This window comes from Enterobacter sp. UNJFSC 003 (genome assembly GCF_036903355.1).
In the GTDB taxonomy this organism is placed as follows: Bacteria; Pseudomonadota; Gammaproteobacteria; order Enterobacterales; family Enterobacteriaceae; genus Enterobacter.
In genome coordinates this window covers 327,328-339,520 of record NZ_JBAKHK010000004.1, presented here as the reverse complement: position 1 = coordinate 339,520, position 12,193 = coordinate 327,328, and the positions used below count along the sequence as shown (strand labels likewise).

The 12,193-nt window shown below is 57.6% G+C and carries 8 protein-coding genes; 1 reads left to right on the top strand and 7 read right to left on the bottom strand.

Translation table 11 applies throughout. The features are described 5' to 3' along the window. Positions 1 to 47 precede the first annotated feature (47 nt). Both erpA and clcA read right to left on the bottom strand, forming a co-directional pair. A complete protein-coding gene (gene erpA, locus V5P19_RS13600) occupies positions 48 to 392 on the bottom strand; it encodes an iron-sulfur cluster insertion protein ErpA (RefSeq protein ID WP_234675557.1) in 345 nt (114 codons plus the stop codon). An 86-nt stretch (positions 393 to 478) separates the two neighbouring features. Continuing rightward, a complete protein-coding gene (clcA, locus tag V5P19_RS13595; protein ID WP_334404073.1) occupies positions 479 to 1,879 on the bottom strand; it encodes a H(+)/Cl(-) exchange transporter ClcA in 1,401 nt (466 codons plus the stop codon). Positions 1,880 to 1,991: 112 nt separating this feature from the next. On the opposite strand from clcA, the gene hemL reads away from it, so the two are divergent. Further along, positions 1,992 to 3,272, top strand: a complete 1,281-nt coding sequence (gene hemL / locus V5P19_RS13590; protein ID WP_334404071.1) for a glutamate-1-semialdehyde 2,1-aminomutase — start codon at positions 1,992 to 1,994, stop codon at positions 3,270 to 3,272. Positions 3,273 to 3,365: 93 nt separating this feature from the next. Here hemL and fhuB read toward each other — a convergent pair whose 3' ends face one another. The 5 genes from fhuB to mrcB all read right to left on the bottom strand — a co-directional run bounded on the left by fhuB (position 3,366) and on the right by mrcB (position 12,053). Next, positions 3,366 to 5,348 (bottom strand): Fe(3+)-hydroxamate ABC transporter permease FhuB, encoded by a 1,983-nt coding sequence (gene fhuB, locus V5P19_RS13585; protein WP_334404069.1) that lies wholly within the window; start codon positions 5,346 to 5,348, stop codon positions 3,366 to 3,368. Continuing rightward, on the bottom strand, positions 5,345 to 6,235 hold the full coding sequence (fhuD, locus tag V5P19_RS13580) for a Fe(3+)-hydroxamate ABC transporter substrate-binding protein FhuD (protein WP_334404067.1): 891 nt from the start codon (positions 6,233 to 6,235) through the stop codon (positions 5,345 to 5,347). Before fhuD ends, fhuB begins: the two co-directional genes overlap by 4 nt. Beyond that, the gene (gene fhuC, locus V5P19_RS13575; protein ID WP_334404065.1) at positions 6,235 to 7,032 is read right to left on the bottom strand and encodes a Fe3+-hydroxamate ABC transporter ATP-binding protein FhuC; all 798 of its coding nucleotides are present in this window, start codon (positions 7,030 to 7,032) and stop codon (positions 6,235 to 6,237) included. The genes fhuD and fhuC overlap by 1 nt, the downstream gene beginning before the upstream one ends. 50 nt (positions 7,033 to 7,082) lie before the next feature. Further along, entirely contained in the window at positions 7,083 to 9,293 is a 2,211-nt protein-coding gene (gene fhuA / locus V5P19_RS13570; RefSeq protein ID WP_334404063.1) for a ferrichrome porin FhuA, read from the bottom strand. Between the two features lie 237 nt (positions 9,294 to 9,530). Then, positions 9,531 to 12,053, bottom strand: coding sequence for a bifunctional glycosyl transferase/transpeptidase (gene mrcB, locus V5P19_RS13565; RefSeq protein WP_334404060.1), 2,523 nt, complete (start codon positions 12,051 to 12,053; stop codon positions 9,531 to 9,533). Positions 12,054 to 12,193: the final 140 nt, after the last annotated feature.

The following is a 12,193-nucleotide window of genomic DNA, read 5'->3' as shown; positions in this document are numbered from 1 at the left end:
CTCTCCCTGTGGGAGAGCGCGCGGTGAGGGCATCAGCCCGCACTCTGTCAGATGCTGAACGAAGAACCACACCCGCAGGTGCTTGTCGCGTTCGGGTTGGTCACCACAAAGCGTGAACCTTCCAGACCTTCGCTGTAGTCAACCGCACCGCCCACCAGATATTGCAGGCTCATCGGGTCAACCACCAGCGCGACGCCCTGCTTCTCGATAGTCATGTCACCATCGTTAACCTGGTCGTCAAAGGTAAAACCATACTGGAAGCCGCTGCAGCCGCCACCGGTAATATATACGCGCAGTTTCAGATCCGGATTGTCTTCGTCGGCAATCAGGGTTTTCACTTTGTTGGCTGCTGCTTCGGTAAATTCCAGCGGCAACGCTACGTCATCACTCATCTTATGCTCCCATGAATACTGCTTACTGCTATTGGGTAAAAATCACCCAATTCTTATTTTCATTATCTAATACCCTGGTAATTCATTCAAGTATTCTGCGTCGAGGCCTGCTCAGCCTCTTGTTTCGCCAGGGTACGGGCAAGAATGGTGGAGTATAGCGGTTTTCCACCCAGGAATTGGGCTAATAGTGTCGCGCCGAGACAGGTAATGATCATTGGCAAAATGAGCTGGTAATTATCGGTCATCTCCAGAACCAGCACGATCCCGGTCAACGGCGCACGCAGGGATGCGGCAAGCAACGCCCCCATTCCGGCAATGGCAAAGGTCCCTGCCTCAAGGTGATATGCGGGGAATCCCGATTCCGCTGCCATACCAAAGGCGGTACCCAGCAGCGTACCCAGCGCCAGCATCGGAGCGAAAATGCCCCCCGGCGCGCCGGAAGAAAAACAGAGCACCGTGGTGATCACTCGCGAAACAAACAGAAACAGCAGCAGGCCAACGCTGAAATTGCCCGCCGCCGCGATAGGGATCAACCCAAAGCCGCCGCCCGCCGCATTAGGTTCAATCAGGCCAATAATGCCGCACATCCCGCCCAGTAAGCCCCCCACCAGCACCCATCTGGTGGTGTTTCCGCCGTGGATGCGCTGGAACATATCCTGAGCGCGTAGGATCAGAGTATTAAAGAGCGGGCCGACCACACCAAAAATCATGCCGAGGATCAGATACAGCCACAGCGTATTCACCGGTGCGTTAGTGAGTTTTCCCACCTCAATCACCGCCCCCTCGCCGTTGAAAATGCGAAAGACAATGCTCGACATAATAACGCCGGTAAATACCGCTTTTATGGAGATCAGGTTATAGCGAAACTGCGCGCGCATTTCCTCAATGATAAACAGGATCCCCGCCAGCGGCGCATTAAACGCGGCGGAGAGGCCCGCTGCGGCACCGGTGGCCAGCAAGGTATGCCGAGCTTCGGCGCTTCGCATTCGAAACAGATCGCCGACCATGCGCCCGATGTTGCCGCCCAACTGAACGGTTGGTCCTTCTCGCCCGAGCACCATTCCGGCACCGAGCGTTCCCATGCCGCCGATAAATTTAACCGGGATGACCCGCCACCAGCGCACGGGGCGTAACTCTTCAAGCGCCCCTTCAATTTCTGGAATACCTGATCCGCCGGCTTCTGGTGCGAACTTACGCACCAGAAAATAGCCCACCATCGCTAACAGCGCCGATAAGCCAAACGCCGACACCCAGACCAGCCATCCACGATCGGCGAAGCCCGCAATAGTGCCAATACGCCAGTTCAGCACGGCGTTGACTGCTTTTTCGAATGCGATACCCACCAGCCCGGCCACGCTCCCCACCACGGCGGCAGCCAGCAAGATAGCCAGCGGCGTTTTATCGCGGTTGAGCAGTCGTCGGATGCTGATACGGTGCTGCGCGCGGGTAAATTGTTGTTCTTCAAAAGACGGAGAGTTTGCTTTCATTACCTGTTCTTTTTCGTCATACAAATCGCTAGCGGGATTTTACCAGACACACCTTCTGTAGATCACTTAGAATAGCCCCCTTAACTTATTTCTACGAATCAGGAACGACGCCATGAGCAAGTCTGAAAACCTCTACAGTGCAGCCCGCGAACTTATTCCAGGCGGCGTTAACTCGCCCGTTCGCGCCTTTACCGGCGTAGGTGGAACGCCGCTGTTCATTGAACGCGCTGACGGCGCGTACCTGTTTGATGTCGACGGCAAAGCCTATATCGATTATGTCGGCTCCTGGGGTCCAATGGTGCTGGGTCATAACCACCCGGCTATCCGTAATGCGGTAATTGAAGCGGCACAGCGCGGTCTGAGCTTCGGCGCGCCAACCGAAATGGAAGTCAACATGGCGGCGCTGGTCACCGAACTGGTTCCTACCATGGACATGGTGCGTATGGTGAACTCCGGTACGGAAGCCACCATGAGCGCTATCCGTCTGGCGCGCGGGTTTACCGGTCGCGACAAAATCATCAAGTTTGAAGGCTGCTACCACGGCCATGCCGACTGCCTGCTGGTAAAAGCGGGTTCCGGCGCGCTGACCCTCGGCCAGCCGAACTCCCCGGGCGTCCCTGCCGACTTCGCCAAACACACCCTGACCTGCACCTATAACGATCTCGATACCGTCCGCGCGGCCTTCGAGCAGTATCCGCAGGAGATTGCGTGCATCATCGTTGAGCCGGTTGCGGGCAACATGAACTGCATTCCACCACAGCCAGAATTCCTGCCGGGCCTGCGCGCGCTGTGCGATGAATTCGGCGCCCTGCTGATTATCGACGAAGTGATGACCGGCTTCCGCGTGGCGCTGGCAGGCGCGCAGTCTTACTACGACGTTGAGCCGGATCTGACCTGTCTGGGTAAAATCATCGGCGGTGGTATGCCGGTCGGTGCCTTTGGTGGCCGTAAGGATGTGATGGAAGCGCTGGCCCCCACCGGCCCGGTTTACCAGGCGGGTACGCTTTCCGGCAACCCGATTGCCATGGCAGCGGGTTATGCCTGTCTGACCGAAGTGGCGCAGCCGGGTATTCATGAAACCCTGACCAGCCTGACCACGCAGCTGGCAAACGGTCTGCTTGACGCGGCCAGGGACGCGGGTATTCCGCTGGTCGTTAATCACGTGGGTGGGATGTTCGGGATTTTCTTCACCGATGCGAAAACCGTGACCTGCTATCAGGACGTGGTGAAGTGCGACGTTGAACGCTTCAAACGCTTCTTCCACCTGATGCTGGAAGAAGGCGTCTACCTGGCACCGTCAGCGTTTGAAGCGGGCTTTATGTCCGTGGCGCACAGCGAAGAAGATATCAATAACACCATCGACGCGGCGCGTAAGGTGTTTGCGAAGCTGTAAGATGTGCGGCTTGATGCCCTCACCCCAACCCTCTCCCACGGGGAGAGGGAGCAAACACTAAAACGGCAATCAAAGGATTGCCGTTTACTTTTATTACCGGCTCTGCTTTCTCAACAGATAAATAAAGTACGGTGCCCCGATAAAGGTCGACAGCAGACCCGCCGGGATCTGATACGGGAATAGCACCATCCTGCCGCACCAGTCCGCAAAGACCAGTATCACCCCGCCCGTCAGAGCCGACATCACGATATGCGGCATCGTCCGACGGAAGCCCATCATTCTGGCGATATGCGGCGCCATTAGCCCCACAAAACTGAGCGGGCCAATAGTCATGGTTGCCGTAGCCGTCAGACACGCCGCCAGCAGCAGCAGGGCCACGCGCGTTGGCGTCAGCGCCATCCCCACCGCCCGTGCGGTTTCACCGCCCAACGGCAAAATGGTCATCCAGCGACGGCACAGCGGTACTATCGCCAGCAATACAATCATCACGATCCCGGTATGGACGACCTGACTGCCGGTGGCGCTGTACGTGGAGCCGGAAATCCAGGTGAGGATCTTCGCCATACGCGGATCGCCGCTCGCCTGCAGCATCATCAGCAGCATGGTAAACGCGGTGCTGAGCGCCATCCCGGCAAGCAGCATGCGGTGCGGAGAGAAACCGCCGCGGCCGGAAGCAATCAGAATAATCATCAGCGTGACTGCCGCCCCGATACTTCCGGCAGGCATCAGCCAGCCAAAGGCATTCCCCGGCACGAAGAACAGCATCAGCACCACGCCAAACGCCGCGCCGGAACTGATACCGAGCACTTCCGGGCTGGCCATCGGGTTGCCGGTCAGACGCTGAATAATACAGCCCGCTACCGCAAGCATCACGCCCGCAATCAGCGCTGCGAAGATACGCGGCCAGCGCCACTGCAACAGCTCGTGAAGTAAATCCCCCGTCGCCCAGTGCCAGCCCGTCGCATCGCGCCCAAAAGAGAGCGCGGCAACGCAGGCGATAATCAGCACAGCCAGCCCGGCAAGGCTAAACCACAGCACCGACTGACGCTCAGCGTGCACGTTATCGCCCGCATCCATCGCCGGTGCGTTGATGCTGCGCAGGCGCGGCAGCAGCCACAGCAGCAGCGGCGCGCCGATCAGCGCCGTCATCGAGCCGGTAGAGACCTCCATCCAGACGCGCGCCAGCCAGAGAATAATTTGGTCGGAAAGCCAGAGTATAAGAGCGCCAATCAGCGGAGCCAGCATAAGGCGCGACAGCAGACGACGCGCCCCGAGCATTTTCGCCAGCAGTGGCGCAAAGAGCCCAATAAAGCCAATAATCCCCACTGCGTTAACCAGCAGCGCACTGAGCACAATCGCCAGCGTCAGCGCCGCCAGACGAGCCAGCGACAGCGCCAGCCCCAGATTACGCGCCACGCCGTCGTCGAGCCCCATTAAGGTCAGCGGACGTAACAGCAGCAGCGTCAGCACCACCCCGCCTAATAATTGCGGCCACAGGCGCTGTACGATGCTCCAGTCGGTCTGGGTGAGCGTGCCGGTGCTCCACAGGAACATGCTTTGAAGCTGATCGTGATGGAACAGCACCAGCAGCTGGTTGATCGCACCGCAGTAGAGGCTCACCACCAGCCCGGCGAGGATCAGCGTCACCGGTGAGAGACGTTTGCCCCAGGCCACGCCGAAGACCAGCGCACCGACCACGCACGCGCCCGCGAGCGCCGCAAACTGCGAGGTTAACGCCCCCGGCAGCGCCCACAGCGTAGTGATAGTGATCCCGAGCTGTGCGCCCGTCGCCACGCCCAGCGTAGTCGGTTCCGCCAGCGGGTTACGCAACACCTGCTGGAATAAGACGCCCACCAGCCCCAACCCGGCACCCACGAGCAATGAAATCGCCAGGCGCGGCAGCAGGCTGTAGTGGAACAGCATCTGTTGAATATTGTCGATGTCCGGCGAGGCAAAAGCGGCGCCCCACGCTTCGCGCGGGAGCGCGGTCGACAGGTTGACCCCGGTCAGCGCCAGGGCGACCAGGAAAATCAATAACAACAACAGCGCCGGGAAACGGGCAACACGCGTACTCATGCTTTGCCTCCCAGCGCATTGTCCAGCACGCGGGCAAAGTGCATGGCCGAGAGCGTCGCGCCGTAGAACCATACAGCAGGTGCGCGCTGGAAGCGTTGTTCGCGAACGAAGGGCATCGCCTGCCAGAGCGGGGTCGCCATCAGGGCCTGCATGTCGCGCGCGTTGCCGTGGTCGAAGCACAGCACATCGACATCGCGAAACGCGGCCAGACGGTCAATGCCCACGGCGGTGCTGCCCCAGAAGGTCATCTCCCCCTCCCAGGCATTGCGTATACCAAAGCTGTCGAGCACTTCCTGGAACAGGCAATTTTTACCAAAAACCAGCATATGGCGGGCATCCAGCAGCGTCACCATCAGCAGCGGACGGTCACCGCGGTGGGCAAAGCGCGGCTTGAGGGAATCAATAAGCGCGTCGAACTCAGCAAGATGCTGCTTCGCCTCCGCCTCGCGGTCGAGGAATTGCGCCATCTCGTTGATGGAGTTTTTCGCCATCGTCAGCGGTTTTTTGCCGTCGCTGAAGGTAAAACCTCGTCCGGGCGCAATGCGCGCCATCGTCTCTTCAGACGGACCATAGCCTGCAGACCAGAACAAAAACGACGGCTTCATTTGGGTCAAAAGTTCGAGGTTAGGCTCCGTGCGCAAGCCAATATCAATCACGGAGTCCGGCAGCGTCGGCTCATTCACCCACAGGTTATAGTTAGGAATGTCAGCCACCCCGTACGGCGTGATGCCGAGCGCCATCATCAACTCAACCGGCAGCCATTCCAGCGCGACAATGCGGTGCGGATCGACTGTGGCGGCCCGCGCCCCGTTCATTTTGAGCAGCAGCGGGGAGAGTGCCATGGCCGTCAGCAAGCGACGGCGGCTAATCAACGTGGAATCCAGCATCAGTAGACAAAGCTCACCGGTGCAGCCCCGGCAGGGTGAGGCAAAATACCCATTGGAATACCGTAGATGTGTTCGAGCGTTTCGCTGCGCATCAGTTCTGACGGCGTGCCCTGCGCAATCATTTCACCACCGCGCAGCGCCACCAGATAATCGCAGTAACGCGCCGCCATGTTGATATCATGCAGGACAGCTATCACCGTCAGCCCGCGCTGCTGGCTTAAACGATGTATCAGCGCCAGCACGTCGACCTGATGCGCAATATCGAGCGCGGAGGTGGGTTCATCAAGCAGCAAACAGCGGCTGTCCTGCGCCACCAGCATCGCAATCCACGCGCGCTGACGCTCGCCTCCGGACAGGCTGTCGACCAGACGGTTCGCCAGCGGTTTTAACCCCACCAATGCGATCGCCTCTTCCACTTTCTCTCTGTCGGCGACGCCGAAGCGCCCAAGCGCTCCGTGCCACGGATAACGCCCAATCGCCACCAGCTCACGCACCGTCATCCCTTCGGCCTGCGGTAACTGCTGCGGCAGATACGCCACTTTGCGGGCAAAGGCTTTACTGTTCCAGCTCTCCAGCGGTTGGCCATCCAGCAGAATGCCACCGTCTGACGGTGGCTGATGGCGGCCCAGCATCTTGAGCAAGGTCGATTTTCCGGAACCGTTGTGACCAATCAGTCCGGTGACTTTACCTGCGGGGAACGTCAAAGAGAGCGGATGCAGTAAGGTGCGCCCGGGTACGCAAAAGGAGAGATGATTGAGCGTAAAGGTGGTGTCGGATTGCGTTTTATTATCCTGCATGTCAGCCAACTTAAATAAAAAGGGCACGGCGAACCGTGCCCAAAAAGAGATTAGAAGCGGAAGGTCGCAGTGGCGACAACCTGACGTCCTGCACCCCAGTAGCATGCGTATTCGCTGTAGCAGCTGGAGACATACTCACGGTCAAAGATGTTGTTCACGTTAACGCCGACCGAAGAACCAGGCAGTCCAAAGCGCGCCAGATCGTATTTCACGGTCGCATCCGCCAGCGCATAACCCGCCACGTTAAATGACTGGTACGCTTTTGGAGAGGCGGCTGAATAGTAAGAAACCGTGTTACCAATGTAACGGGTCCCTGCACCCACGGTCAGACCGCTCAGCGCCGTTTCGTGGAAGGTGTAATCCGCCCACAATGAGGCCATGTTACGTGGCACTTCCGCCGGACGACGGCCTTCATACCAGGTATCGTGCGTATATTCTGCATCAGTGTAGCTATAGGATGCCGTCACGTTGACATTGGCATTCACCGCTGCTTTGGCTTCCAGTTCAAAGCCACGCGAGCGAATTTCACCGCCCTGCACGCTAAAGCCGCTGGTCGGGTTCGCCGGATCGGCAGTCAGGTTGTTGTTTTTGGTCAGCTGGTAGACCGCCGCCGTGACAACAACAGGCAGATCTTTCGGTACATATTTCACGCCCGCTTCGTACTGCTTGCCGCGCGCCGGATCGAACGGTTTACCGCCTTGGGTGGTACCCGAGATCGGTTCGAAGGACTCGCTGTAGTTAAAGTACGGCGTGATGCCGTTATCGAACAGGTAGTTAATACCGCCGCGCCAGGTGAATGCCCGATCGTTAATTTCTGCGGTTGTGCCGGAGGTACGGGTCAGTGCGGAGGTTTTGGCGAAATCATAGCGCCCCCCCATTGTGAGCACCCACTTATCCCATTCTGCCTGGTCTTGCGCATACAGGCCAGTTTGCTCCTGACGATTAAGCACCTTGTACAGGTAGTAAACGTCAACATTCGGATTACCATACGCAGGCTTGGTCATACTGATCGGATCGGCTGTGCCATAGTCTGCATTAATGTCATTGCGCATACGCAGATAATCAACCCCCGTTAACAGGGTATGATCGACGGCACCGGTCGCAAATTTAGACTGCAGCTGGGTATCCACTGTGAATGAGTTCAGATCTTCATCAGAACGCACGTAGGCACGGCTGATTTGTGCCGGGGCGATATAGCCATTACCGTAGACCGAGCGGTAAAGGGTGTTAATTTTGGCGTAACGCAGGTTTTGACGCACGGTAAAGGTGTCGTCAAATTCATGCGCGAAGCTGTAGCCCACCATCTTCTGGCGACGGGAGATCTTATTGTCTTCCTCGCCTTCGTTAAAATCGGTCGGCAGCTTGTGCGCTTTTCCGTTGGCGTCATAGTAAGGCACAACGGTACCTTCCCGCGGCAGCCAGCCGTAATAGCCCGCATCCGGATCGCTCTGGAAGTTGCTCAGGAAAGTGAAATCGGTTTTATCGTCAGGACGCCAGCTGAAGGAAGGCGCAATGGCATAGCGGGTGGATTTGACCATCTCCTGCTGCGCATTTTCACTTCGGCCCAGACCGGTCAGGCGGTATGACCACACGCCGTCATCGTCAATCGCATCGCTGAAATCAAACCCGGTTTGCCACAGGTTATCGGTGCCCATCTTGAACTGAATTTCTTTCAGCGGCTCGGTGGTCGGGCGCTTGCTGACCATGCTGACGACGCCGCCCGGGTGGCTTTTTCCGTACAGGACGGACGTTGGGCCGCGCAGCAGTTCAACGCGTTCAAGGAAATACGGGTCCATGGACGCTTCAGAGTAGTTATCACCCTGCAGCTTCATCCCATCCAGATACTGGTTGGTATTCACAGTGCTGGAAGTTGTGAAGCCACGAATAGACACTACGTCGTACGTCGTGGATGCACCGCGAGTGGCAAAGACGCTTGGCGTATAGGCCAAAGCCTGCTTAACCGTACCCGGCTGTTTCATGTCCATTTCTTCACGCGTGACCACGGAAATAGACTGCGGGGTTTTCTCAATAGGCGTATCGGTTTTCGTCGCCGTTGCCGTGCGTTTTGCCGCAATCGTCGGCGCAGGCCCCCACGGGCTCTCCTGTGCAGCCGGAGCGGCCGTGACGGTAATGGTTTCTTCTTTTTTTGGGGTTTCAGCCGCATGAGCGTATGCAGACATGCCGGCAACCGCTGTGGCTACGACGACTGCGATTTTACGCAGCGACGTGTTAATTGGCTGAGCAGTATTGGAAAGCGCCATGTTGAATCTCTGATGGAAAAGTGAATGATAACGTAAACGAGAATTATTATTATGACCGCAGAATAATATGCGAATCGCTGGCGGTATAGCAAGCAGTATGCGGCCCTACAAGAATTAAGGGTTTAAGAAATAAACAACAGAGAATACGACGTTAATCAGGGTTAACGTTTGGGTTAAAAAAGTGGGGTGTAGAGGTAAAAAAATACCCCCTTCCGTAGAAGGGGGTATCTGGAGGGGTTAGTTACCGCCGAACATATCTTTAATCCAGCCTGCGACACCGTCGCTGTCTTTTTTCTCATTTTGCTGCTGCGGCTGTTGCTGCGGCTGCTGAGGTTGAGAAGACTGCTCAAACGGGTTACCCGTCGGCTGTTCTGGCTGGCTTTGCTGGCACAGAGAGTCCGGGTTTGTCGTCCAGACTGGCAGGGTACGCATACCGCCGCCACAGACAAAGTTACCGGCATCATCCACGCCCATATCGACCACATCTTCCGGCGCCACCAGATTCAGCGGTACCGGAGACTGATTCGCCAGATAACGCTGGTAAATCGACATCGCCCCGCTCGCACCATACAGTTTGGTTGGCTGGTTGTTATCGCGACCAACCCAGGTAATCACCACCTCACGGCCATCGATACCGGCGAACCAGGTATCAACGTTGTTGTTGGTGGTCCCGGTTTTACCCGCCAGATGCAGACCCGGATACTTCGCCCCCAGCTGACGCCCCGTACCACGCTGCACAACCTGCTGCATGGTCCACAGCGTCATATAGGCCGCCTGAGCCGGAACCGCGCGCTCCGCCTGCGGGAAGCTCTGATACAGCACGGAACCGTCTTCGGCAATCACCGAGCGCAGCGCAGAAAGCGGTGCGCGGTTACCGCCGCTGGCGATAGTCTGGAACGCCTGCGCCACTTCGATCGGCGTCAGGTTTAGCGCGCCCAGAATCATTGCCGGAACCGGATGCAGCTGATCCTTCGGCACGCCCAGCTTCTGCCAGGTATCGGTGATCGCTGGCAGACCCAGCGCCATACCCAGGTTTACCGTTGGCACGTTCATGGAACGGGTCAGCGCGTCTACCAGCATCACCTGGCCGCTGAACTGTTTATCGTCGTTCTGCGGAGACCAAACCTGGCCGTTAGGCTGACGCAGGGAGATCGGCGCATCGGCGATCCAGGTATTCAGACGATACTGATTCGGCTGGCTCAGCGCGGTGAGATAGGTCGCCGGTTTTGCCAGAGAACCAATCGAACGACGCGCCTGCATCGCACGGTTGTAACCCGCAAACTGCGGTTCAGCGCCGCCCACCATGGCACGCACTTCGCCGGTGTTACGATCAACCACCACCATTGCGGTTTCCAGATCGCTCAGTTTGCGCTGTTTCTTCAGAACCGGAATGCCCTCAACGGCCGCTTTTTCAGCCGCATCCTGGGCCACGGAGTCAAAGGTGGTAAAGATCTTCACGCCGGAGAGGTCTTTCACCTTGTCGCCGAGCTTAGACTGCAGCTCCTGACGCACCATCTGCATAAACGCAGGCTGTGGAGAGATCACGCCACCGCGCGGCTGCACGCCCAGCGGACGCGCGCTCAGCATGTCGTACAGCTCCTGGTCAATCACCTGCTGTTGCTGCAGCAAACGCAGCACCAGGTTACGACGCTCCAGCGCCAGTTTCGGGTTACGCCACGGGTTATAAATGGACGCCCCTTTCACCATGCCCACCAGCAGCGCCTGCTGGTCAAGGCTCAGCTCTTCCACCGGACGGCCAAAGTAATACAGGCTCGCCAGCGGGAAACCGCGGATTTCGTTATCGCCGCTTTGACCGAGGTACACCTCGTTCATGTACAGCTCAAGGATACGATCCTTGCTGTAGCGGGCATCCATCAGCACGGCCATATAGGCTTCGTTGGCTTTACGCCAGTAAGAGCGCTCGCTGGAGAGGAACAAGTTTTTCACCAACTGCTGAGTCAGCGTACTCGCCCCCTGCACCGTACGTCCGGCCGTCAGGTTCGCCAGCACCGCACGGCCTATGGAATAAAGGCTTATACCGTCATGCTCGTAGAAGTGGCGGTCTTCGGTTGCCAGCAGGGTGTCGACCAGCAGGTCTGGGAAACCGTTACGCGCCACGAACAGACGCTGTTCGCCGTTCGCCGACGAGAGCATGGTGATCAGACGCGGATCGAGACGGAAGAAACCGAACTGGCGGTCGTTATCCATGTTCTCAATGGTTTCCAGACGATCGCCGTCAAAGGTCAGCCGCGCACGCACCTGCCCTTCTTTGCTGTCCGGGAAGTCGAACGGACGACGGATCATCTCAATGCTTTTCGCCTGCACCGTGAATTCGCCCGGACGCGTCATTTTCGTGACCTGACGATACTGTGTGGCCTGCAGCAGTTTCACCATCTCGTTCTTGCTGATGGACATGTCCGGCTCAAGGTTCACCATACGGCCATACACTGCCGCAGGTAACTGCCAGACTTTCCCGTCAATACGGCTACGGATCTTCTGATCCAGATAAACGCCGTAGATGGCGATCAGCACAACAAAAACAATAAACAGCTTAAGCAGCAGCCAGAACCAGCCACGTTTGCCCCGAGGCTTACGCCCTTTGCCTTTTCCTTTACGCGGCATCGGCTCATCATCCTCATAATCGTCTTCGTAGTCATCGTCATAATCCTCATCTCTGAGGCGACGTCGGCTCACTTTCTCTTTCGCCGGACGCGTTGGCTTTCCCTTACGTCCTATTGGCTCGCGGTCATTCCCCGCCATGCTTTTTCTCCGCAACATTCAGGCGCAAAGGCCAGATTTTCTTTTCTTCCACATCATCGTGAAAGAAGAAATCTCTCAAAATGGGTTTTCTCCCTCTCCCCGTGGGAGAGGAGTGGGGTGAGGGCATCTGGCCGCACTCC

What these genes read in the sequence shown, in the direction of transcription:
- mrcB (WP_334404060.1), bottom strand. Translation starts at nt 12,053, where the DNA reads ATGGCGGGGAATGACCGCGAGCCAATAGGACGTAAGGGAAAGCCAACG.
- clcA (WP_334404073.1), bottom strand. Translation starts at nt 1,879, where the DNA reads ATGAAAGCAAACTCTCCGTCTTTTGAAGAACAACAATTTACCCGCGCG.
- hemL (WP_334404071.1), top strand. Translation starts at nt 1,992, where the DNA reads ATGAGCAAGTCTGAAAACCTCTACAGTGCAGCCCGCGAACTTATTCCA.
- fhuD (WP_334404067.1), bottom strand. Translation starts at nt 6,235, where the DNA reads ATGCTGGATTCCACGTTGATTAGCCGCCGTCGCTTGCTGACGGCCATG.
- fhuA (WP_334404063.1), bottom strand. Translation starts at nt 9,293, where the DNA reads ATGGCGCTTTCCAATACTGCTCAGCCAATTAACACGTCGCTGCGTAAA.
- fhuC (WP_334404065.1), bottom strand. Translation starts at nt 7,032, where the DNA reads ATGCAGGATAATAAAACGCAATCCGACACCACCTTTACGCTCAATCAT.
- fhuB (WP_334404069.1), bottom strand. Translation starts at nt 5,348, where the DNA reads ATGAGTACGCGTGTTGCCCGTTTCCCGGCGCTGTTGTTGTTATTGATT.
- erpA (WP_234675557.1), bottom strand. Translation starts at nt 392, where the DNA reads ATGAGTGATGACGTAGCGTTGCCGCTGGAATTTACCGAAGCAGCAGCC.